Annotated in this window: 23 protein-coding genes; 12 read left to right on the forward strand and 11 right to left on the reverse strand. The window is 73.8% G+C overall.

The genetic code is table 11. The features are described 5' to 3' along the window. The first annotated feature begins 13 nt into the window (after positions 1-13). From MRQ36_RS07850 to MRQ36_RS07865, 4 genes are all read left to right on the forward strand, one after another. On the forward strand, positions 14-193 hold the full coding sequence (locus MRQ36_RS07850) for a DUF6104 family protein (protein WP_013735712.1): 180 nt from the start codon (positions 14-16) through the stop codon (positions 191-193). Positions 194-268: 75 nt separating this feature from the next. Continuing rightward, positions 269-979: a hypothetical protein gene (locus tag MRQ36_RS07855; protein ID WP_242794204.1), complete on the forward strand. Its 711-nt coding sequence runs from the start codon at positions 269-271 to the stop codon at positions 977-979. A 61-nt stretch (positions 980-1,040) separates the two neighbouring features. Further along, positions 1,041-3,116: a phosphate acetyltransferase gene (gene pta / locus MRQ36_RS07860; RefSeq protein ID WP_242794205.1), complete on the forward strand. Its 2,076-nt coding sequence runs from the start codon at positions 1,041-1,043 to the stop codon at positions 3,114-3,116. After that, positions 3,113-4,234 carry an acetate/propionate family kinase gene (locus MRQ36_RS07865; protein WP_242794207.1) on the forward strand — a complete coding sequence of 374 codons (1,122 nt, stop codon included), beginning with the start codon at positions 3,113-3,115 and terminating at the stop codon, positions 4,232-4,234. Before pta ends, MRQ36_RS07865 begins: the two co-directional genes overlap by 4 nt. Before the next feature lie 56 nt (positions 4,235-4,290). Here the strand turns inward: MRQ36_RS07865 and MRQ36_RS07870 are convergent, their stop codons facing one another. Then, positions 4,291-4,464: a hypothetical protein gene (locus MRQ36_RS07870; protein ID WP_242794208.1), complete on the reverse strand. Its 174-nt coding sequence runs from the start codon at positions 4,462-4,464 to the stop codon at positions 4,291-4,293. A 215-nt stretch (positions 4,465-4,679) separates the two neighbouring features. Between MRQ36_RS07870 and MRQ36_RS07875 the strand changes: the two genes are divergently transcribed. Together MRQ36_RS07875 and MRQ36_RS07880 are read left to right on the forward strand one after the other, a co-directional pair. Then, on the forward strand, positions 4,680-5,234 hold the full coding sequence (locus MRQ36_RS07875) for a nucleotidyltransferase domain-containing protein (protein ID WP_242794210.1): 555 nt from the start codon (positions 4,680-4,682) through the stop codon (positions 5,232-5,234). Between the two features lie 52 nt (positions 5,235-5,286). Beyond that, a complete protein-coding gene (locus MRQ36_RS07880; RefSeq protein WP_242794211.1) occupies positions 5,287-6,252 on the forward strand; it encodes a chlorophyllase in 966 nt (321 codons plus the stop codon). 38 nt (positions 6,253-6,290) lie between these two features. On the opposite strand, the gene MRQ36_RS07885 is transcribed toward MRQ36_RS07880, so the two are convergent. From MRQ36_RS07885 to MRQ36_RS07895, 3 genes are all read right to left on the reverse strand, one after another. Next, the gene (locus MRQ36_RS07885) at positions 6,291-7,253 is read right to left on the reverse strand and encodes a zinc-binding dehydrogenase (protein WP_242794212.1); all 963 of its coding nucleotides are present in this window, start codon (positions 7,251-7,253) and stop codon (positions 6,291-6,293) included. Positions 7,254-7,430: 177 nt separating this feature from the next. After that, positions 7,431-8,606 (reverse strand): NADP-dependent malic enzyme, encoded by a 1,176-nt coding sequence (locus MRQ36_RS07890; protein ID WP_242794213.1) that lies wholly within the window; start codon positions 8,604-8,606, stop codon positions 7,431-7,433. A 159-nt stretch (positions 8,607-8,765) separates the two neighbouring features. Next, positions 8,766-9,119 (reverse strand): S24/S26 family peptidase, encoded by a 354-nt coding sequence (locus MRQ36_RS07895; RefSeq protein WP_308194788.1) that lies wholly within the window; start codon positions 9,117-9,119, stop codon positions 8,766-8,768. 84 nt (positions 9,120-9,203) lie between these two features. Here MRQ36_RS07895 and sodN point away from each other — a divergent pair, with 84 nt between their 5' ends. The 3 genes from sodN to MRQ36_RS07910 all read left to right on the forward strand — a co-directional run bounded on the left by sodN (position 9,204) and on the right by MRQ36_RS07910 (position 10,569). After that, entirely contained in the window at positions 9,204-9,608 is a 405-nt protein-coding gene (gene sodN, locus MRQ36_RS07900; protein WP_242794214.1) for a superoxide dismutase, Ni, read from the forward strand. 65 nt (positions 9,609-9,673) lie between these two features. After that, entirely contained in the window at positions 9,674-10,129 is a 456-nt protein-coding gene (locus tag MRQ36_RS07905; protein ID WP_242800925.1) for a GNAT family N-acetyltransferase, read from the forward strand. Positions 10,130-10,161: 32 nt separating this feature from the next. Continuing rightward, positions 10,162-10,569 (forward strand): ATP-binding protein, encoded by a 408-nt coding sequence (locus MRQ36_RS07910; protein WP_242794215.1) that lies wholly within the window; start codon positions 10,162-10,164, stop codon positions 10,567-10,569. Between the two features lie 180 nt (positions 10,570-10,749). Here the strand turns inward: MRQ36_RS07910 and MRQ36_RS07915 are convergent, their stop codons facing one another. Continuing rightward, positions 10,750-11,184, reverse strand: a complete 435-nt coding sequence (locus MRQ36_RS07915) for a hypothetical protein (protein ID WP_278187458.1) — start codon at positions 11,182-11,184, stop codon at positions 10,750-10,752. Between MRQ36_RS07915 and MRQ36_RS07920 the strand changes: the two genes are divergently transcribed. Then, positions 11,183-12,133, forward strand: coding sequence for a diacylglycerol kinase family protein (locus MRQ36_RS07920; protein WP_242794219.1), 951 nt, complete (start codon positions 11,183-11,185; stop codon positions 12,131-12,133). The two genes, MRQ36_RS07915 and MRQ36_RS07920, sit on opposite strands and share 2 nt — an antisense overlap. A 447-nt stretch (positions 12,134-12,580) precedes the next feature. Continuing rightward, the gene (locus MRQ36_RS07925; protein ID WP_089012725.1) at positions 12,581-12,838 is read left to right on the forward strand and encodes a WhiB family transcriptional regulator; all 258 of its coding nucleotides are present in this window, start codon (positions 12,581-12,583) and stop codon (positions 12,836-12,838) included. A 126-nt stretch (positions 12,839-12,964) separates the two neighbouring features. Here the strand turns inward: MRQ36_RS07925 and MRQ36_RS07930 are convergent, their stop codons facing one another. Genes MRQ36_RS07930 through MRQ36_RS07945 form a run of 4 tightly spaced genes read right to left on the reverse strand, consistent with a single transcriptional unit; the run spans position 12,965 to position 16,393 of the window. Further along, entirely contained in the window at positions 12,965-13,750 is a 786-nt protein-coding gene (locus MRQ36_RS07930) for a sirohydrochlorin chelatase (protein WP_374251101.1), read from the reverse strand. A 23-nt stretch (positions 13,751-13,773) separates the two neighbouring features. Continuing rightward, entirely contained in the window at positions 13,774-14,529 is a 756-nt protein-coding gene (locus tag MRQ36_RS07935; protein WP_242794221.1) for a phosphoadenylyl-sulfate reductase, read from the reverse strand. Then, entirely contained in the window at positions 14,526-14,684 is a 159-nt protein-coding gene (locus MRQ36_RS07940; RefSeq protein WP_242794223.1) for a hypothetical protein, read from the reverse strand. The genes MRQ36_RS07935 and MRQ36_RS07940 overlap by 4 nt, the downstream gene beginning before the upstream one ends. Further along, positions 14,681-16,393 carry a nitrite/sulfite reductase gene (locus MRQ36_RS07945; protein ID WP_242794224.1) on the reverse strand — a complete coding sequence of 571 codons (1,713 nt, stop codon included), beginning with the start codon at positions 16,391-16,393 and terminating at the stop codon, positions 14,681-14,683. The genes MRQ36_RS07940 and MRQ36_RS07945 overlap by 4 nt, the downstream gene beginning before the upstream one ends. 381 nt (positions 16,394-16,774) lie before the next feature. Between MRQ36_RS07945 and MRQ36_RS07950 the strand changes: the two genes are divergently transcribed. Continuing rightward, positions 16,775-18,379: a glycosyltransferase family 39 protein gene (locus tag MRQ36_RS07950; RefSeq protein ID WP_242794225.1), complete on the forward strand. Its 1,605-nt coding sequence runs from the start codon at positions 16,775-16,777 to the stop codon at positions 18,377-18,379. 41 nt (positions 18,380-18,420) lie between these two features. Here MRQ36_RS07950 and MRQ36_RS07955 read toward each other — a convergent pair whose 3' ends face one another. Beyond that, entirely contained in the window at positions 18,421-19,962 is a 1,542-nt protein-coding gene (locus MRQ36_RS07955) for a sensor histidine kinase (protein WP_242794227.1), read from the reverse strand. A 25-nt stretch (positions 19,963-19,987) separates the two neighbouring features. Then, complete coding sequence (locus MRQ36_RS07960) at positions 19,988-21,019, reverse strand: SIS domain-containing protein (RefSeq protein WP_242800929.1); 1,032 nt, start codon at positions 21,017-21,019, stop codon at positions 19,988-19,990. Positions 21,020-21,114: the final 95 nt, after the last annotated feature.

Below are 21,114 nucleotides of genomic sequence, written 5' to 3' on the forward strand. Positions count from 1 at the left end.
CGAGAGGAACACCGTGTACTTCACCGACCGTGGCATCGAGGAACTGGTCGAGCGCCGGGGCGAGGAGCAGGTCAGCCTGGAGTGGCTGGGCGAGCGGCTGCGCGACTTCGTCGACCTCAACCCCGAGTTCGAGACCCCGATCGAGCGCTTCGCCACCTGGCTGGCCCGCCTCGACGACGAAGACGACGACTGAAAGTCACCGATTGACGCCGGGGCGTCATGGGTGTGAACTGGGAGGAAGCGTCCCGCCGCAGGTCAGGAGGCGGAAATGAACCCCACCGCCCGCAAGCCCCCGCAGGACGCGGTGACCGTCCGTCGGCTGCGCCTCGGTGTCGGTGCCGTCGGCATCGCGCTGCCGGTCGTGCTGATGGTGGGCCACCTCCTCGCCACCCGGCGGCCCACCCTGCTCGACTCGCTCAGCGGCTACTACCACTCCGAACTGCGGGACGTCTTCGTCGGCGCGCTCTGCGCGATCGGGGTGTTCCTGATCAGTTACCGCTACCGCCGGCCGGACGACGTGTTGAGCACCGTCGCCGGTCTGCTGGCGATCGTGGTGGCCCTCTGCCCCACCACGGTCGGCGTGCCGGTCGGCAGCACGGACCGCGTCGACCGGACCGTCGGGGTGGTGCACCAGGTGGCCGCCGCCGCCCTGTTCGTGCTGCTCGCGGTCTTCTGCCTGTTCCTCTTCACCCGGCCCGACCGGGCGGGCGTGCCGCCGTCCCGCCCGGCCAACCGGTTCTACCGCGGGTGCGGCCTGCTCATCCTGGTCGCGATCGGGCTGGCGCTGGCCAGCACCGTGCTGCCCGCCGACGTGCGACACACGGTCAAGCCGGTGCTGTGGTGCGAGACGGTCGCCGTCATCACCTTCGGTGCCGCCTGGGTGGCGAAGAGCGACGCCCTGCTGCGCTCCGCCGAACTGCCCGAGCCGCCGCCGGTCGACGAGGCGACCGGCCGGGCCGCCACGCCCACCGCGCCCTGACCGACCGGGTCGGCCGGCCCGGGCCCAAGGACCCGGGCGGGCCCCACCGCGATCTTGTAGCGTGGTCCTCGTGGCCCGCAGCGTCTATGTGACCAGCGTGGGGTCCGGCGGGGGGAAGTCGACCATCGCCCTCGGCCTCGCGGAACTCCTCTCCCGGCAGGTGGACCGGATCGGCGCGTTCCGGCCGCTGGTCGCCGGCACCGGCCCCGACCCGATCCTCGCCCTGCTCACCGACCGCTACCGGGTCGACCTGCCGGTCGACGACCTGCACGGCAGCAGCTACGCCGACGCGAACGCGCTGGTCGCCGACGGGCGACGGGAGGAGCTGATCTCCCGCATCGTCGAGCGTTACCGGGAGGTCGAGCGGCGCTGCCCCGCCGTCGTCGTGGTGGGCAGCGACTTCGCCGACGGGGACGGCGCCGGCCCCCGCGAGCTGGCCTTCAACGCCCGGCTGGCCACCGAGTTCGGCAGCGTGGTGGTGCCCGTGATCGACGGGTACGGCCAGGAGCCGGAGGCGATCGCGGCGGCGGCGCGCGGGGCGTACCACGACCTGGCGGACCTGGGCGCGACCGTGCTGGCGGTGATCGCCAACCGGGTGCCGGGGCCGATGACGCTGCCCGAGCTGCCCGTGCCGACGTACGCCATCCCGGAGGTGCCGACCGTGTCGGCGCCGACGGTGGCCGAGGTGGCGGCGGCGCTCGGCGCCACCCTGCTCGCCGGCGACGACGCCGCGCTCGGCCGGGACGTGCTCGACTACGTGGTCGGCGCGGCGCACGTGCCGACCCTGCTCGACCACCTGACCGAGGGCGCGCTGGTGATCACCCCCGGCGACCGGGCCGACCTGCTGGTCGCGGCGAGCGCCGCGCACGTCGCCGGCCAGGTGTCGGTGGCCGGGCTGGTGCTGACCCTCGGCGAGCAGCCCGACCCGCGGGCGATGCGGCTGGTCGAAGGGCTGAACACCGGGCTCGCGGTGCTCTCCGTGCCCAGCGACAGCTATGACACGGTCGCCGCGTCCAGCCGGATCGAGGGCCGGCCCAGCGCGGAGAACCCGCGCAAGGTCGAGGCCGCGCTCGGCGCCTTCGAACGCTGCGTCGACACCGTCGACCTGGCCCGCCGGCTGCGGGTCAGCCGCAGCGAACGGGTCACCCCGCTGATGTTCGAGTACGACCTGATCGACCGGGCCCGGGCGGCGCGTCGCCGGCTGGTGCTGCCGGAGGGGAGCGAGGAGCGGATCCTGCGCGCGGCGGAGATCCTGCTACGCCGGGGCGTCGCCGACCTGACCCTGCTCGGTCGCCCCGACGACATCGCCCGGCGCACCCGGGAACTGGGCATCGACGTCGGCGACGCCCAGGTGGTCGACCCGGCCACCAGCCCGTGGCGGGACGAGTTCGCCGAGGCGTACGCGAAGCTGCGCGCCCACCGCGGCGTCACCGTCGAGCTGGCCCACGACATCGTCGCCCAACCCAACTACTTCGGCACGATGATGGTGCAGACCGGCCACGCCGACGGCATGGTCTCCGGGGCCACCCACACCACCGCCGCCACCATCCGCCCCGCCTTCGAGATCATCCGGACCGTGCCGGGCGTCTCCGTCGCGTCCAGCGTCTTCTTCATGCTGCTCGCCGACCGGGTGCTGGTCTACGGCGACTGCGCGGTCAACCCCGACCCGGACGCCGCCCAGCTCGCCGACATCGCCATCTCCTCGGCCGACACGGCGGCCCGGTTCGGCATCGAGCCGCGGGTGGCGATGCTGTCGTACTCCACCGGCAGCTCGGGGGCGGGCGCCGACGTGGAGAAGGTCGCGGCGGCCACGGAGCTGGTCCGCGAGCGCCGCCCGGAGCTGCTGGTCGAGGGCCCGATCCAGTACGACGCGGCGATCGACCCGCAGGTCGCGGCGACGAAACTGCCGGACAGCGAGGTGGCCGGCCGGGCGACGGTGTTCATCTTCCCGGACCTGAACACCGGCAACAACACGTACAAGGCGGTGCAGCGGTCGGCGGGGGCGGTGGCGGTCGGCCCGGTCATGCAGGGCCTGCGGCGGCCGGTCAACGACCTGTCCCGGGGCGCGACCGTGCCCGACATCGTGAACACCGTCGCGATCACCGCGATCCAGGCGTCCGCCGGGGAGTCGTCATGAGCCGGGTCCTCGTCCTCAACTGCGGGTCCTCGTCGGTGAAGTACCGGCTCTACACGGGTGAGACGGTCGACGCGAAGGGCACGGTCGAGCGGGTCGGCGAGCCGGGCGGCGGTCCGGCCGACCACGAGACGGCGGTCCGGCAGATCCTGGACGGGCTGGACCTGACCGGGCTGGACGCGGTCGGGCACCGGGTGGTGCACGGCGGGCGCCGCTTCACCCAGCCGGTCGGAATCGACGACGCGGTCTTCACCGCGATCGAGGAGCTGGTGCCGCTCGCCCCGCTGCACAACCCGGCGAACCTGGCCGGCATCCGGGTGGCCCGGGAGGCGCTGCCCGACGTGCCGCAGGTGGCCGTCTTCGACACCGCGTTCCACCACACGCTGCCCGAGGCCGCCGCCACGTACGCCATCGACCGGGAGACCGCCCGGCGGTACGACATCCGCCGCTACGGCTTCCACGGCACCTCGCACGCGTACGTCTCGAAGCGCACGGCGGAGCTGCTGGACCGCCCGTACGGGGAGCTGAACACGATCACCCTGCACCTGGGCAACGGGGCGAGCGCCTGTGCCGTCGAGGGCGGCCGGAGCGTGGCCACCTCGATGGGCATGTCCCCGCTGGAGGGCCTGGTGATGGGCACCCGCAGCGGCGACCTCGACCCGACGATCATCTTCCACCTGCGCCGCGAGGCCGGGATGGCCGTCGACCAGATCGACGACCTGCTCAACCACCGCAGCGGGCTGCTCGGGCTGACCGGGGTCAACGACATGCGGGAGGTGCTGGCCCGCCGGGCGGACGGGGACGCCGCCGCGACGCTCGCCTTCGACGTCTACCGCCGCCGGATCACCGGCTACGTCGGGGCGTACTACGCCCTGCTCGGGCGGGTCGACGCGATCACCTTCACCGCCGGGGTGGGTGAGCACTCCCCCGAGGTCCGGGCCGCCGCGCTGGCCGGGCTGGAGCGGCTCGGCGTCGTCGTCGACCCGGCCCGCAACGACGACAGCGGCGACCGGGTGATCTCACCGGACGGCGCAGAGGTGGCGGTCTGCGTGATCGGCACCGACGAGGAGCGGGAGATCGCCCGGGAGACCCGGGCCGTGGTGGCCGCCGCAGGAGGCTGACCAGCGCGCCGCTCCCGAACGGGGTTTGTCGTGGTGGCGTGCCGGGCCGACCGTGGTCAGCCCAGGGCCAGCCAGGCGACCAGGCCGACCAGCACGACGGCGGCAACCGCGACGCCGGCGATCAACGGCAGCCGGGACGGTGCCGGTGCCGCCCCGGCCGGCTCGGGCGCGTCGACGAAGGCGCGGAACTGCGCGGTGTTGCCGCTCGGGTCGGTGTAGTTCTCAGCCATGCGCGTGACCCTAGCGAAGTCGGTCGCCGGTCAGGGTCCCGCCGGGCCGGTGCCGGGAACCCCGATCCACCCGGCCGAGGCGTCCCGACCGGACGGCACCCGCAGCCGGTCCGCACGGCCGACCCGCCTCACCGCACCCCCAGCCGGCCCGGCCGTCCGCGTATCCCGGCGGACCAGGGCTGCGGCCGGCGGGACGCGGCGGTAGCGTGCGGCCGGTGACGGAGGACGGGCTGGCCGGGCGGCAGCTGGCGGCGATCGACGAGGTGGTACGGGTCGCCGGGGCGGCCGGGATCGCGGTGTGGCTGCGCGGCGGCTGGGCGATGGACTTCCACCTCGGCGAGGTGACCCGGCCGCACGTGGACGTCGACTGGTACTGCTGGCGGTCCGACGCCGACCGGCTCGCCGCGCTGCTCACCGCCCGGGGCTGGCGACCGGACCCGCGGATGCCGGTGGAGTTGCAGCTCGACCTGCTCCGCGACGACGTCGAGCTGAGCGTCGCCCACCTGGCCCGGGACGCCGCCGGGCGGGTGGTGGTGGGGGCCGGACCGTGGACGGGGACGCCGCTGCCGGACGGCTTGCTGGACGCCCCGCCCGGCCGGATCGGGGCGCTCACCGCACCGGTGATCGCGGTGGCCGCGCAGATCGAGTTCAAGGAGATGTTCCCGGTGTGGATGCCGGAGCGGCCCCGCCGCCCGAAGGACGCCACGGACCTGGCCCGGCTCCGTGCCGCCCGGACCGCACGACCGACGGGCCGGCCGCCCGGGCTGTGACCCGACCCGAAGTCGGGACGGCCGGCGCGGATCGCGAGGCACAATCGTCTTCATGCTCCGAAGCCGTACCCCCGCCCTGGTCGCCGCCGCGCTGCTCACCGTCGGTCTGGCGGGCTGCTCGGCGCAGACCGCGCCCGCTCCGCGCACCGCACCGACCGGGTTGCCGACGGCGACCACTCCCGCGCCCCGGGTCCCCGCCGGGCACGCCCCCACCGACCCCTTCGCGGTCGGCGTACGCCAGCTGAAGCTGAACCGGGGCGGCGACCGCGCCCTGCCGGTGACCGTCTGGTATCCGGCCGAGGGTGCGGCGGGCGGCGCGGCGAAGCGCTCGGCACCGGCTGCGGACGGCCGGTTCCCGGTGGTGATGTTCAGCCACGGGCTGGGTGCCCGGCCGGAGGACTACCAGCTGCTGCTCACCCGCTGGGCGGCGGCCGGTTTCGTGGTCGCCGCGCCCCGGTTCCCGCACACCGGTGCCGGCGGCGACGGCAACGTGCTCGACGTGCTCAACCAGCCGGCCGACGTGTCGTACGCGTTGACCCGGGTGCTGGCGCTCGACGCGAAGGCCGGCGACCCGCTGCGCGGCCGGCTGGCCACCGACCGGGTGGCCGCGGCCGGGCACTCGGCCGGCGGGGTGACCACGATCGGGCTCTTCACGGCGGGCCGGGACGAGCGGTTGGACGCCGGGGTGGTCTTCGCCGGCACCGGGCTCGGGGTCGGCACCGCCTTCGCCGGGGCCGCCGCCCCGCAGCTCTTCGTGCACGGCGAGGCCGACGAGGTGGTGGCCTACGCGGCCGGGAAGGCGGTCTACGACGCGGTGCCCTGGCCGAAGGCCATGCTGAGCCTGCCGAAGGGCGACCACGGCCGGGCCCTGCTCAGCGACGGCAAGGCGCTGCGGGTGGTCTCCGACACCACCGTCGAGTTCCTCCGCTGGACCCTCTACGGCGACGCGGCGGCGAAGGACCGCCTCCCCACCGACGCCACCCGCGGCAACCTCGCCACCCTCGACGACCACCTGTGAGGAAGGGGCCCCTGCCGTGAGGCCCCTTCCCCACCGGCTCAGGCGGTGTGGTCGATGACGACCTTGCCGAAGACGTCGCCGGAGGCGAGCCGGGCGAAGGCGTCCTCGATGCGGCTGAACGGGATCACGCTGTCGACCACCGGGCGCACCTCGTGCTCGGCGCAGAACGCGAGCAGCTCGGTCAGCTCGGCGGGGGTGCCCATCGAGGTGCCCAGGATCTCCAGCTGCATGGCGAAGACCCGACGCAGGTTGACCTTGGGCTCGTGGCCGGCGGTGGCCCCGGAGACCACGATCCGGGCCATCGGGGCCGCCGACTTCAGCGAGTGGTCGAAGGTGGCCGCGCCGACCGTCTCGATCACCACGTCGACCCGTTCGGGCAGCCGGGCGCCGGGTTCCAGCGCGGTCGCGCCCAGCTCGGTGATCCGCTCCCGCTTGGCGGCGTCGCGGCTGGTCGCGTACACCCGCTTGCCGAGCGCGACACCCAGCGCGACGGCCGCGGTGGCCACGCCGCCGCCCGCGCCCTGCACCAGCACCGCCTCGCCCTCGTCGACCCGGCCCTTGGTGGTGAGCATCCGCCACGCGGTCAGCCAGGCCGTGGGCAGGCACGCCGCGTCGGTCGCCGCCAGGCCCGCCGGCAGCGGCAGCAGGTTCATCCGGGGTACGGCCACCCGCTCGGCGAAGGTGCCCTGGAAGTGCTCGGAGAGGATGGAGACCCCGCGCGGGTCGCCCGGGGTGGGCACGACCGGGTAGATGACGACCTGGTTGCCGTCCGGGTCGGTGCCGACCGCGTCGCAACCCAGGATCATCGGCAGCTGGTCGGCGCCGAGCCCGACACCGCGCAGCGACCAGAGGTCGTGGTGGTTGAGCGAGCTGGCCGCGACCTGCACGGTGACCCAGTCGTCCTGCGGATGGGTCGGCTCGGGACGGTCGCCGACGGTGAGCGCGGTGAGCGGGTTGTCGGCGTCGAAGGCCGAGGCATAGGCGGCACGCATGATCCGCACCGTAACAACCCCCACGCCCCCACCCCCACCCACCGCCGTCCACGATCGCGCTGTTTCACGGAAAAAGTGGCTTCCCGACGAGGGGAAGCCACTTTTTCCGTGAAACTGTGCGGATCTTGACGGGCGCGGCGGGGCGACGCGGGGCGGGAGCGGCGGGGCGACGCGGGGGCGGGGGGGTCAGCGGCGGGCTACGCCGTCGCGGCGGGCGGCCTCGGCGACCGCGTCGGCGACCGCGGGGGCGACCCGCGGGTCCAGCGGGGACGGCACGATCGCCTCGGGCGTCAGCGCCTGCGCGACCACGCCCGCGATCGCGTCGGCGGCGGCCACCTTCATCCCCTCGGTGATCCGGGTCGCGCGGGCGTCGAGCGCACCCCGGAACACGCCGGGGAAGGCGAGCACGTTGTTGATCTGGTTGGGGTAGTCGCTGCGCCCGGTGGCCACCACCGCCACGTGCCGGGCGGCCACCTCCGGGTGCACCTCCGGGGTGGGGTTGGCCAGCGCGAACACGATGCCACCGGGAGCCATGCCGGCGATCGCCGCCTCGGGGATCTGGCCGCCGGAGACGCCGACCAGCACGTCGGCGCCGCGCAGCGCCTCGGTGATGTCGCCCTGGCGGCCCTCGGCGTTGGTGGTCGCCGCCAGCTCCGCCTTGGTGCCGGTCAGCTCGCGGTGCCGGCCGATGATCCCCTTGGAGTCGCAGACCACCACCTGATCGGGGTTCACTCCCCCGGCGACCAGCATCTTGGTCACCGCCACGCCGGCCGCGCCGGCACCGCTGACCGCGACCCGCAGGTCGCCGAGCTTGCGGTTGAGCAGGGTGGCGGCGTTGCGCAGCGCGGCCAGCACCACGATCGCGGTGCCGTGCTGGTCGTCGTGGAAGACCGGGATGGGCAGCTCCTCGTCCAGCCGGCGTTCCACCTCGAAACAGCGCGGGGCGCTGATGTCCTCCAGGTTGATCCCGCCGAACGAGGGCGCGAGCGCCTTCACCGTCGCCACGATCTCGTCCACGTCCTGGGTGTCCAGGCAGATCGGTACCGCGTCCACGCCGGCGAACTGCTTGAACAGCACCGCCTTGCCCTCCATCACCGGCAGCGCGGCGCGCGGGCCGATGTTGCCCAGGCCGAGCACGGCCGAGCCGTCGGTGACGACGGCGACGGTGTGCGACACCCAGGTGTAGTCGTCGGCGAGGGCCGGGTCGGCGGCGATCGCCTCGCACACCCGGGCCACCCCCGGCGTGTACGCGAGGGAGAGGTCTTCCCGGCTGGTCAGCGGAACGGTCGAGGCGACGGCCATCTTGCCGCCGACGTGCAGCCGGAAGACGGGATCAGCGGGGTCCACGGTGGACGAAGACATTGGTGACTCCAGGATCTGTCGAGCAGACGGACCGGCCGGCTCAGCCGCGAGGTCAGCGACGAGCGGGGCGGGCGGTGCGGGGGGTCACCCGGGCACTTTCCGAGCATAGTGGCGCGCGCGGAGCGCCGATGTGAGCGGGGTCATATCCACTCCCGGGCGTCACCGCCCCGGCCGGTTCCGCACCGGCCCGGGACGGGGCCAGTAGCGGGCCACCACCCGCCCCCGGACGTCGGCCACCCCGTACGCCCGGGAGTCGTCGGTGACCAGGTCGTTGTCGCCGCGTACCCACCAGCCGCCGTCGTGGCGGCGGACCGCGCGCTTGACCACGAGCAGCTCGGGGCGGCTGCGGAAGACCGCGACCACCACGTCGCCGGGGCGGACCGCCCGGCCGCCGGTACGCACCAGCACGGCGTCCCCGTGCCGCAGGGTCGGCGCCATGGACGGCCCGGTGACCAGGACCGGTACCAGCGGACCGCGCAGGGCGGGGGCGGCCGGTTCTTCTCCGGTACGCACCGGGTTTCACCTCCAGCCCGCCGGGGAGCATGTCCAGGAGTAATGTCGGCTTGGATCATCGCAAACATCCCATGGAGGACCCTGATGCGACTTCCCCGCATCCTTTCGCCCCGTGTGACCGCCAGCGCGCACTGCGACCTGCCGTGCGGCGTGTACGACCCGGCGCAGGCCCGGATCGAGGCCGAGTCGGTCAAAATGATCTGCGAGAAGTACCAGGCGAACACCGACCCGGAGTTCCGCACCCGGGCCATCCTGATCAAGGAGCAGCGGGCGGAGCTCGTGAAGCACCACCTCTGGGTGCTCTGGACCGACTACTTCAAGCCGGCCCACTTCGAGAAGTACCCGCACCTGCACCAGCTCTTCAACGAGGCCACCAAGGCGGCCGGCGCGGCCGGCGCCAAGGGTGCTACCGACCCGGCCAAGGCCGATGAGCTGCTCCAGAAGATCGACGAGATCTCGAAGATCTTCTGGGAGACCAAGAAGGCGTGACCCTGGTCAACCAGGCACCGACGATCCGGCCGGCACGTCCCTCCGACGTGCCGGCCGTCGTCGCGATGGTGCACGAACTCGCCGACTACGAACGCGCCCCCGAGCAGTGCCACCTCACCGCCGAGCAGCTCACCGCCGCTCTCTTCGGTCCGGCACCGGCGCTGTACGGGCACGTCGCAGTCGATCCGGCCGACCAGCCGATCGGCTTCGCGCTCTGGTTCCTCAACTTCTCCACCTGGGAAGGTGTCCACGGCATCTACCTGGAGGACCTGTACGTCCGCCCGACCGCCCGGGGCACCGGCGCCGGCCGACTGCTGCTGGCCACCCTGGCGGCCATCTGCGTCGAGCGGGGCTACCGGCGGCTGGACTGGTGGATGCTCAACTGGAATCCCGCCGCGCACTTCTACGCCGCCATCGGCGCGACGCCGATGGACGAGTGGGTGCCGTACCGGCTCGCCGGGAAGGCGTTGCACGAGCTCGCCGGTCAGGCGACGGCCGCGCCGAGGCGGCCCGCCGACTGACCGGGTAGAGTCCCGCACCAGGGGGATGAGGCGTGACTCAACTGACCGGCCAGCCAGCGACCGACGACGACGTGGTGCACCTCACCGTGCCCGCCGACGGCGGCTATCTCGGCGTGCTCCGTACCGCCACGGCGGGCCTCGCGGCCCGGCTGCAGTTCGCCCTCGACGAGATCGAGGATCTGCGGATCGCGGTCGACGAGGCGTGCGCGATGCTGCTCGCCATCGCCACCCGGGACGCCGAGTTGGAGTGCCGCTTCGCGGTCACCGACGACGCGCTCACCGTCGAGGTGACCGTACCGACCGTACGCGGCGCCACACTGCCGTCCGAGTCGTCCTTCGCCTGGAAGGTGCTGACCGCGCTGACCACGGGCGCGGCCGCGCGGGCGGCCGACGGCCGGGCCACCATCTCGCTGCTCACCCGCCGCGCCTCCCGCTACTGACCCACCCACGCCTCGCCCCGCCCCGCCTGGTTGATCAAGAGGTTTGCGTCGGCGTTCGCCGCCTGAGCGACGCAAACTTCTTGATCAGCTACGGCCGGAGCGCCGGCCGGTCATGGTCCGGCGCTCGGGGGTGCCGGGATGGGCCGGCGTGGTGCCGCCGGGGGTTGGGCGGCGGAGGGCTCAGTGCAGGCCGAGGGCCCGGGTGGTCGGCGGGCTGACCAGCAGACCGGTGACGCCCAGGCCGAGCGCCATCAGCGGCAGGCCGAGCCAGCCCAGCCCGCCCTGGATCATGTACCAGCCGATCGGCAGCAGCATCAACTGGAGCACGATGGCCGGGGCGCGGGCGCCGGCCTTCCGGCGGGCCAGCGCCGCGCCCAGGGCCCAGAGCGCCGCCGCGCCGGCGACCGCGAACCCGGTGACGAGCAGCGCCGAGGTGAGGTCGGTGGTCCGGGCGGTGAGGTCGGACCAGATCAGCCAGACCGCGACCAGCCCGAGCGCGACCGCTTCGGCGCGCAGCAGGAGCACCGCCCAGCGGAGCGTGGTCGGGGCCGGGTCCGAGTCGATCGTCACGCGCGCCACGATACCGGTGGGTGATCGCGGTACAGTGCCGCCCATGCGGGCCGTCCTGGTGGTCAATCCCAAGGCCACCACCACCAGCGAACGCAGCCGGGACGTCCTGGTCCGGGCGCTGCGCAGTGAAGTAGACCTGTCGGTGCGGTACACCCGCCGCCGGGGCCACGCGATGGACCTGGCCCGGGAGGCCGCCGAGGAGGGCGTCGACCTGGTGGTCACGCTCGGCGGCGACGGCACCGTCAACGAGGTGGTGAACGGGTTGATGGCGGCGGAGCCGCCGACGTTCCGCACCGGCGACTCCTCGGCGGAGCGGCTGCCCGCGCTGGCCACCGTGCCGGGCGGTTCGACCAACGTCTTCGCCCGCGCGCTCGGCCTGCCCCGGGAATGGCCGGACGGCACCAGCATGATCCTGGAGGCGCTGCGCCTGGGCCGGTCCCGGACGATCGGCCTGGGCCGCGCCGACGACCGCTACTTCACCTTCTGCGCCGGCTTCGGCATCGACGCCGCCGTCATCCACCGCGTGGAGCAGGCCCGCAAGCGGGGCCGGGTGTCCACTCCCGCGCTCTATCTGCGGTCCACGGTCGGGCAGTACTTCCTCGGCTCGGACCGTCGGCATCCGGCGATCAGCCTGGAACGGCCGGGTGAGGCCGCCGAGGGCGAGCTGGCCACGGTCATCATCCAGAACACGGCCCCGTGGACGTACCTCGGTGACCGGGAGATCAACCCGAACCCGGAGGCGTCGTTCGACCTCGGGTTGGACGTGCTGGCGATGCGTCAGCTACGCGTGGCCAGTACGACACGCACAGTGACGCAGTTCCTGTCCCGAGACGCCGATCCACGCGGTCGCCAGGTGTTGCGGCTGCACGACGTGGCCGAGTTCACCCTGCTCTCAGCCCGTCCGCAGGCCTTTCAGCTCGACGGCGACTATCTCGGGGAGCGGGAGAAAGTAAGATTCACATCCGTTCCGGCCGCACTGAGAGTAATCTGCTAGGTCTCGGGTACTCCCGTCGGTTGAGGCGGTGACCCACCGCACCCGGGCGGTGGCACGCCACACCGAGGAGGAGGTGCCGGAAATGTCAGCAATGTCACGCGGACCGTACTATATTGATCCTCGACTGTGGTATCCCGGGTCACCAGGGCGCTCTGGAAACCGGACATAAGGGTGGTGAGCCCGCTCACTGATCGGAGTTTTTCCGAGCGTCACCCTTGACATCGCGACAGTTCGTGAAAGTATTCACAAGCGAACTTGAGTTACCGGGACATTGCCTGGATATGCTCGGCAGGTTGAGCTGTTCCAGCAGGTCCAGGGGACCCGCAGCCTGCTCACGCAGCGCCGAAATGATGGATGCTGACCGTCACCAATCGGCATTGCGGATGCATATAGGAAAAGCACGAAAGCGTTATCTGCCGCCCATCCAGAATGAGGAGTGTTGCCGCCATGGACTGGCGTCACCATGCTGTCTGCCGCGACGAGGACCCGGAGCTGTTCTTCCCGATCGGGACGTCCGGTCCGGCTCTCCTGCAGGTCGAGCAGGCCAAGGCTGTCTGCCGGCGCTGCTCCGTGACCGACGAGTGCCTGAAGTGGGCGCTCGAGTCCGGTCAGGACGCCGGTGTCTGGGGCGGGATGAGCGAGGAGGAGCGCCGCGCGGTCAAGCGCCGCGGCGGTCTCCGGGTGCTGCGCGCTCACTCTGCCTGACCCATCTCACACAGCTCCACGCCCCGGCCGGGCTCTCCGGCCGGGGCGTCTTGCTGCCCACACCCCCCTGCGTGATCATGGGGTTGACGGCGATGTGGATCGCGTTCACCGCCGCCAACCGCATGATCACGCAGGGTGGGGGTGGGTGGTGGCGTCGGCGCGGCGGAGGATCAGGTCGGCCAGGGCGGGGACGTCGGTGAGGGGGTCGGCCACGGCCACCGCGCCGGCGGCGCGGGCGTCCGCCACCACGGCGTCGTGGAAGAGGCCCGGCGCGAGGAAGTAGGCGGCCACCGCGACCCGGCGGGCACCCGCCGCCCGCAGTTTCGCCACCGCCACGCCGACCGCCGGGGGTGCCGCCGAGGCGTACGACACCCGGGCGGGGACACCCAGGGTCGCGCCGAGGACCGCCGCCACCCGACCCACCGAGCCACGCGCCCGATGGTCCCGGGTGCCCGCCGCGGCCAGCACCACCGCGTCGTACCGGCCCGGTTCCGCCTCCGCCAGCCGCTGACGCAAGCCGCTGAGCAGGGCGCCGTCCACCGTCCCGTCGGCCGGCCCCAGCACGTCGGTGATCCGCACGTCCAGCTCCGGCCCCGACTCCCGCGCCGCCGCCACCGCCGCCGGGATGTCGACCTTCCGGTGGTACGCGGCGGTCAGCAGCAGCGGCACCAGCACCGCCCGGCGCTGCCCGGCGTCGGCGAGCCCGCGCAGCACGGTGGCCGGACCGGGCTCGGTGTGATCCAGCCAGCTCGGCAGCACCGTGACGCCCGGGCGGGCCGCCGCCACGGCCCGGGCCAGCGCCCGGATCGCCTCGGCGGCACGGGGATCACGACTGCCGTGAGCGACCAGGACCACCGGGACGGGTGGGTCCGCCGCCGCTGCGCCCGGCCCACCGGCCGGACCGGCCCCCACGTCCGCCCCGGCGTCCGTCGAGGTCACACGTGCAGGCCGCACTCGGTCTTCTCGAACATGGCCCAGCGGCCCGCCCGCGGGTCCTCCCCCGCCTTGGTACGCCGGGTGCACGGCCAGCAGCCGATCGAGCCGTAACCGCGGCCGAGCAGTTCGTTGACCGGGATGTCGTGCCGGGAGATGTAGGCGTCCACGTCCTGCTGGCTCCAGGTCGCGATCGGGTTGACCTTCACCTTGCCGCGCCGGGCGTCGAAGGTCACCACCGGCGTGTTGGCCCGGGTCGGCGACTCGTCGCGGCGCAGCCCGGCGGCCCAGGCGTCGTACCCGTTCAGGGCGCGTTCCAGCGGCTCCACCTTGCGCAGCTGGCAGCAGTCGTCCGGGGACTTGCTGAACAGCCGGGGGCCGTACTGGCCGTCCTGCTGACCCACGGTCATCCGGGGACGGATCGAGCGCACGTTCACCGGCAGCCGGCGGGCCACCTCGTCGCGCACCCGCAGGGTCTCCGGGAAGTGCAGCCCGGTGTCGAGGAAGACCACGTCCACCCCCGGCGCGACCCGGGACACCAGGTGAGCCAGCACCCCGTCGGCCATCGAGCTGGTGACGCAGAACCGGTCGCCGAAGGTCTCGGCGGCCCAGCGGGCGATCTCCAACGCCGGGGCGCCCTCCAGCTCACGGCCGGCCCGTTCGGCCAGCGCGCGCAGCTCCTCCGGGTCGCGGCGCTGCGGGTCGGCCGCGCCGCCGATGCCGACCAGTCCCAGGTTGGTCGCCGACGCCAACGTCATCGGGTCACTCCCTTGCTGAGCAGGCCGGTGAACTTCACGGTGAAGACCCGGGCGCAGGCGTGGCACTCCCAGGCGCCGTGGCCGGCCTCGCTCGGCCGCAGGTCCTCCTCCCCGCAGTACGGGCAGTAGAGAGGCGCAGATCGGGCATCGCTCATCGCAAGTCCTCCTCGTCGACCCTGATCACCCAGTTGGCGAACGTCTCACCCTCGGTCCGGCCGGCCAGGTAGCGGCGGGCCAGCCGTTCCACGTACTCCGGAAGCTCGTCGGCGGTGGTCTTCAGGCCGCGCAGCTTGCGGCCGAACCCGGCGGTCTGCCCCTGCGCCATGCCGAGGCCACCGCCCAGGTGCACCTGGAAGCCCTCCACCTGGCGGCCGTCCGGGCCCACCACCAGCTGGCCCTTCAGGCCGATGTCGGCGACCTGGGTGCGGGCGCAGGCGTTCGGGCAGCCGTTGAGGTGGATGGAGATGTCCGCGTCGAAGTCGCGCAGCCGCTCCTCCAGCCGGGCCACCAGCTCCTCACCGCGCCGCTTCGTCTCGACAATGGCCAGCTTGCAGAACTCGATGCCGGTGCAGGCCATCGTGCCGCGCCGCCAGGCCGACGGCCGGGCCTCCAGGCCGATCCCGCGCAGCGCCGTGACCAGGTCCTCGGTCCGCTCCGGCGGCACGTCGAGCACCAGCAGCTTCTGGTACGGGGTGAGCCGCACCCGGCCGCTGCCGTGCGCCTCGACCACGTCGGCCAGCTCGGCGAGCTGCCCGCCGGAGACCCGCCCGACCACCGGGGCGGCCCCGACGAAGTTGCGGCCGTCGCGCTGCCGGTGCACGCCGATGTGGTCGATCGGCTTGCTCGGCAGCTCCGGGGCCGGACCGTCGAGCAGCGTGCGGCCCAGGTATTCCTTCTCCAGGATCTCGCGGAACTTCGCCACGCCCCAGTCGGCGACCAGGAACTTCAGCCGGGCCCGGTTGCGCAGCCGGCGGTAGCCGTAGTCGCGGAAGATGCCCACCACGCCCGCCCAGACGTCCGGCACCTCGGCCAGCGGCACCCAGACGCCGAGCCGCTGGGCCAGCATCGGGTTGGTGGACAGGCCACCGCCGACCCAGACGTCGAAGCCGGGGCCGTGCTCGGGGTGCTCCACGCCGAGGAAGGCGATGTCGTTCGTCTCGTACGGCGAGTCGGCCAGCCACGAGATCGAGGTCTTGAACTTGCGCGGCAGGTTCGAGTACGCCTTGTCGCCGACGTACCGGCTGACGATCTCGTCGAGGGCGGGGGTGGGATCCAGCAGCTCCGCCTCGGCCACCCCGGCGACCGGGCTGCCGAGCACCACCCGGGGGCAGTCACCGCAGGCCTCGGTGGTCTGCAGGCCGACCGCCTCCAGCCGCCGCCAGATCTCCGGCATGTCCTCCACCCGGATCCAGTGGTACTGGATGTTCTGCCGGTCGGTGATGTCGGCGGTGTCCCGGGCGAACTCACGGGAGATGTCGGCGACGACCCGCAACTGGGCCAGGTTCAGCTCACCGCCGTCGACCCGTACCCGGAGCATGAAGAACTCGTCCTCCAGCTCGTGCGGCTCCAGCACGGCGGTACGCCCGCCGTCGATGCCGGCCCTGCGCTGGGTGTAGAGGCCCCACCAGCGGAACCGACCGCGCAGGTCCTGCGGGTCGATCGAGGCGAAGCCCTGGTGGGCGTAGATGTTCTCGATCCGCGCCCGGACGTTCAGCGGGTCGTCGTCCTTCTTGATCCGCTCGTTGGCGTTGAGGGGCTCGCGGTGACCGAGCGCCCACTGCCCCTCGCCGCGTGGACGGCGGGGAGCCCGGGCGGCAGGGGCCGCCGGGGTCTCGGGCCGGGTCGGGGTGCTGCTGACCGCCATCGCGGCGTCCTCCGTTTGTCTGCGGTGCCTGGGAGCGCGGACGCGGCGGCCGGCCCCTGAGGGAGGACCGTGGACGGCGATGTCGTGACGGCCGGCGCGGGTACGCGCCCGAGACAGATGGGTCGGGCGTCGTCAGGTGGCCGGACAGATCGCGCTGCGCACGCGGCCGTAATCGACGTGGCGACGGGCCACGAAGCGGCGGACGACAGCGGCGGTCATGGCCTCATGCTTCCACACGCCGGGTCGACCGGCCAATGACCGCGTGTGTGATCCCACATCACGGGCTACCCGGTCCCGATCCAGGATCGAGCGTGATCTTCGAGCTCGCGCAGCTCGGCAGCGGCGGCGGGCGCGTTGTGGGAGGCTCGGCGCGTGGGGGCTATGTCCGGAAGGTGGGGTTTCTCGCAGGCGAGACGTCCGGCGGTGTGGGTGGCGCCGACCGTGCTCACCCTCGGCGTGACCCTCGTCGGGCTCGGCCGGGCGCAGCTGTGGCGGGACGAGCTGGCGACCTGGAGCGCGGCCACCCGACCGGTCGGCGACCTGGTCCGGCTGGCCGGCACCATCGACGCGGCCACGGGACCCTACTACCTGCTCATGCACGGCTGGACGGCACTGGCCGGGGATTCCACCGTCGCCCTGCGGCTGCCGTCCGTGCTGGCCATGGCGGGGGCGGCCGGACTGACCGCCCGGCTCGGTGAGCGGCTGGTCGACGCCCGGGTCGGGCTGCTGGCCGGGCTGCTCTTCGCCGTCCTGCCCGGCACCTCCCGGTACGCCCAGGAGGCCCGCCCGTACGCGCTCGCCACCTTCCTCGCCGTCCTCGCCACCCTGCTGCTGGTCGGGGCGCTGAGCCGGCCGTCGTGGCCACGCTGGGCGGGGTACGCCGCCGCGGTCGCGGCGCTGGGCCTGACCCACCTGATCGCCCTCACCCTCCTCGCCGCCCACGCCCTCGCGGTGCTGGCCGCAAGGCGGCGCGACCCCACCACCCACCGGCCGATTCGCCCCGCCCACACCCCGCCCGAACCGGACCGGCCCGCACACACCCAGACCCAGCAACACCAGCCAGCCCGCATCCGAGCCCCACGGGACGAGCCCGCACACAGCCCACCCGAGCGGCCCGCACCCGTCGACAGGTCGGTGGAGCGCGGGCGGCGGGTGGCGCTGCGGTGGCTGGTGGCGCTGCTGCCGGCCGTACTGCTGGTCACCCCGCTGGTGCTGGTGGCCCGCGGCCAGCGGTCCCGGCAACTCGACTGGGTGGACGCGGCCCGGCTCACCGACCTGGCGGCGTTGCCCGGCGGGGTGGCGCAGAGCGGCGTGGTGGGCGGGCTGCTGCTGGGGCTCGCCGCGCTGGGCGCGGGGCGGCTCGGCCGGCGGGCGCTGCTGCCGGGTGCCTGCGTGCTGCTGCCGGTGCTGCTGCTCTTCGCCGTCGGGCTGGTGGTGCCGCTCTGGGTGGCGCGCTACCTGGTCTTCACGGTGCCGTTCGGCTGCCTGCTGGCCGGGGCGGCGCTGGCCGGCGTACGACTCGGGCCGGCGCTGGCCGTGGTGGCCCTGGCCGGGCTGGTGGGCCTGCCCGACCAGGCGGTGCTGCGGCGGACCCACGAGTGGCCGCGCAGTGCGACGGTGGACTACCGGGGCGCGGCCCGGGTGATCGCCGATCGGCAGCAGCCCGGCGACGCGATCGTCTACTCGCCCCGGGACAGCTGGCTCTTCCTCGACCTCGGCATGGCGTACCACCTGGGGTCGGACCGGCCACGCGACGTGCTGGTGCTGCGCGACCAGCGGCAGCGCGCGGACCTCTGGGCCGGCGAGTGTCCCCGCCCGGCGGAGTGCCTGGCCGGCGTGCGGCGGGTCTGGCTGGTGGTCGCCGGGCGGCGGGCCGACCCGCTGGCGGCGGTGCCCGGCGCGAAGGGCGCGGCGCTGCGGGACGGCTTCCGGGTCGCGCAGGTCGACCCCCGGCCCGGCCTGACCGTCGCCCTGCTCATCCGCTGACGCAACCGCCGGACGCCCGCGCGCCGAGGGACACGCGCAGGTCAGGCGCGGTCGGCGGCGGGACGGGCCAACGGCACGACCAGAACGGCCTCGGTGCCGCCGGCCGCGCCGTTGCGCAGCTCGATGGTGCCGCGCAGCTCCCCGGTGACCAGCGCCCGGACGATCTGCAGGCCGAGCTTGCCGCCCCGTTCGGCGTCGAACTGCGCGGGCAGCCCCCGGCCGTTGTCGGCGACCGAGACGTGCAACTGCTTGCGGTGTCGCTGCGCGGTGACCACCACCTCGGGCTTCTCGCCCTGCTCGGGGCCGGCCGGGCCCTCGTCGTCGGCCGGCGGGAAGCCGTGCTCGACCGCGTTGAGCAGCAGTTCGTTGAGGACCATCACGAGGGAGGTGGCGATCTCGGCGGGCAGCACCCCGAAGCTGCCCCGGCGGCGCATGCCGACGGTGACCTCGGTGGCCGCCACCTCGGTCGCCGCGCTGGCCACCCGGTCGACGATGCCGTCGAACTCGACCGCCTCGTCGCTGGACATGGAGAGCGTCTCGTGGACCAGCGCGATGGAGGCGACCCGGCGTACCGACTCCTCCAGGGCGACCCGGGCCTCCGGCATGGCGACCCGCCGGGCCTGGAGGCGCAGCAGCGCGGCCACGGTCTGCAGGTTGTTCTTCACCCGGTGGTGGATCTCCCGGATGGTGGCGTCCTTGGTGATCAGGGCCCGGTCCCGGCGGCGTACCTCGGTGATGTCGCGGACCAGCACCAGCGCGCCGATCGGCACACCGGCCGGCATCAGCGGCAGCGCCCGGGTGAGCATGGTGGCGCCGCGGGCGTCGACCTCGCGGCGGGGCGGGGCGTCGCCGCGCAGCGCGGCCAGGATGCTGTTCGCCGCGTCGGTGCCTTCGAGCGGGTCGCCGGCCAGCCGGCGGTGCAGCTTCGCCAGGTCCTCGCCCACCAGGTGGGAGGCGTAGCCCAGCCGCCGGTACGCGGACTGCGCGTTCGGGCTGGCGTAGGTGACCTTGCCGTTGGCGTCCAGCCGGACCAGCCCGTCACCCACCCGGGGGGCGGAGGTGGTCTCGCCCGGGTGCCGGGGCGGCGGGAAGGTGCCGTCGGCGATCATCTGGGCCAGGTCGTCGGCGGTGGTCAGATAGTTCAGTTCGAGTTGGCTGGGCGTCCGGGCGGTGGAGAGGTTGGTGTCCCGACCGACCACAGCGATCACCTCGCCGGCCTCCCCGTCGGCGGTGCGCAGCCGTACCGGGATCGCCTCGTGCCGGGCGGGCACGTCGCCGTACCAGACGGGGTCGCCCTCCCGCCAGATCCGGCCCTGCCGGTGGGCGACCTCCAGGTGCGCCACCTCGGGCCCGCCGACGATCCGCCCGACCTGGTCGTCCAGGTACGCCGTCGGGGCGGTCGTCGGGCGGACCTGGGCGACGCAGACGAAGGTGCCGTCACCGTCCACCGGGACCCAGAGCAGCAGGTCGGCGAAGGAGAGGTCGGACAGCAGCTGCCAGTCCCCCGCGATCCGGTGCAGGTGGTCGATGTCGGCCGGGCGGAGCTGGGTGTGCTCCTCGGCGAGGTCGCGCAGCGTGGACACGCCTCACAGGGTGCCACGCCGGGGGTCACATCGTCGCGGTGACCTTCTTCAAGCCGCGGGGCGCGTCCGGGTCCTCGCCCCGGGCGAGTGCCAGCGCCAGCGCCAGCCGTTGCAGCGGGAGAATGTCGAGCAGCGGGGCGTACCGCTCGTCGACCTCGGGGACGGCCATCCGGGTGGCGCCCTCGACCGCGGCGGAGCCGACCACCACCACGTCGGCGCGGCGTTCGCCGAGCCGGGGCAGCACCTGGCGCATCGACTCGCCGCCGGGGCCGGAGCCGACCACGGCGAGCACCGGCACGTCCGGGTCGGTCATGGCGAGCGGGCCGTGCAGCAGGTCCGCGCCGGAGAAGGCCAGCGCCGGCAGGTAGGAGGTCTCCATCAGCTTCAGCGCCGCCTCCCGGGCGGTCGGGTACGCGTAGCCCCGGCCGGTGGTGACGAGCTGGCCGGCGAACCGGTAGCGGGGGGCGAGCTGCGTCGGGGTCGGGTCGGCGAGGGTACGGGCGGCCAGCTCGGGCAGGACGGCGAGGGCGGCCCGCTCGGCCGCCGGCAGCACCCCGTCGCCGGCGCGTACCCCCTCGACGAGCAGCAGCAGCGCGAGCAGCTCGGCGGTGTACGTCTTGGTGGCGGCGACGGCCCGCTCGTGCCCGGCGGCGATGTCGACGCTCAACTCGGCGGTCTCCACCAGCGGCGAGTCGGGGGCGTTGGTGACGGCGAGGGTGAGCGCGCCGGAGGCCCGGGCGACCCGGAGCACCTCGGCGAGGTCGGGTGAGCCGCCGCTCTGGCTGACCCCGACGACGAGGGCGTCGGAGAGGTCGGGCCGGGCGCCGTAGACGGTGACCGCGCTCGGCGAGGCGAGGCCGGCGGGCAGCCCGAGGCGGATCTCGGTCAGGTAGGCCGCGTAGAGGGCCGCGTGGTCGGAGGTGCCGCGCGCGGTGAAGACCACGTGTCGGGGCCGACGTTCGGCGATGACCGCCGCCACCCGGGCGATCGCCGCGGCGTGTTCGGCGGAGAGCAGCCGCTCGTAGCCGGCCGGCTGCTCGTCGATGTCGGCGGCCATGCCGGCCCCTGGACGCGTCACGAAGAACTCCCTCCTGCGCGGTTCTCGCGCGTTCGGTGCTCAGTCTTGCACCTTTGCGCCGAAAATAGCAACGC

The sequence above is a fragment of the Micromonospora sp. R77 genome (assembly GCF_022747945.1).
GTDB lineage: Bacteria > Actinomycetota > Actinomycetes > Mycobacteriales > Micromonosporaceae > Micromonospora.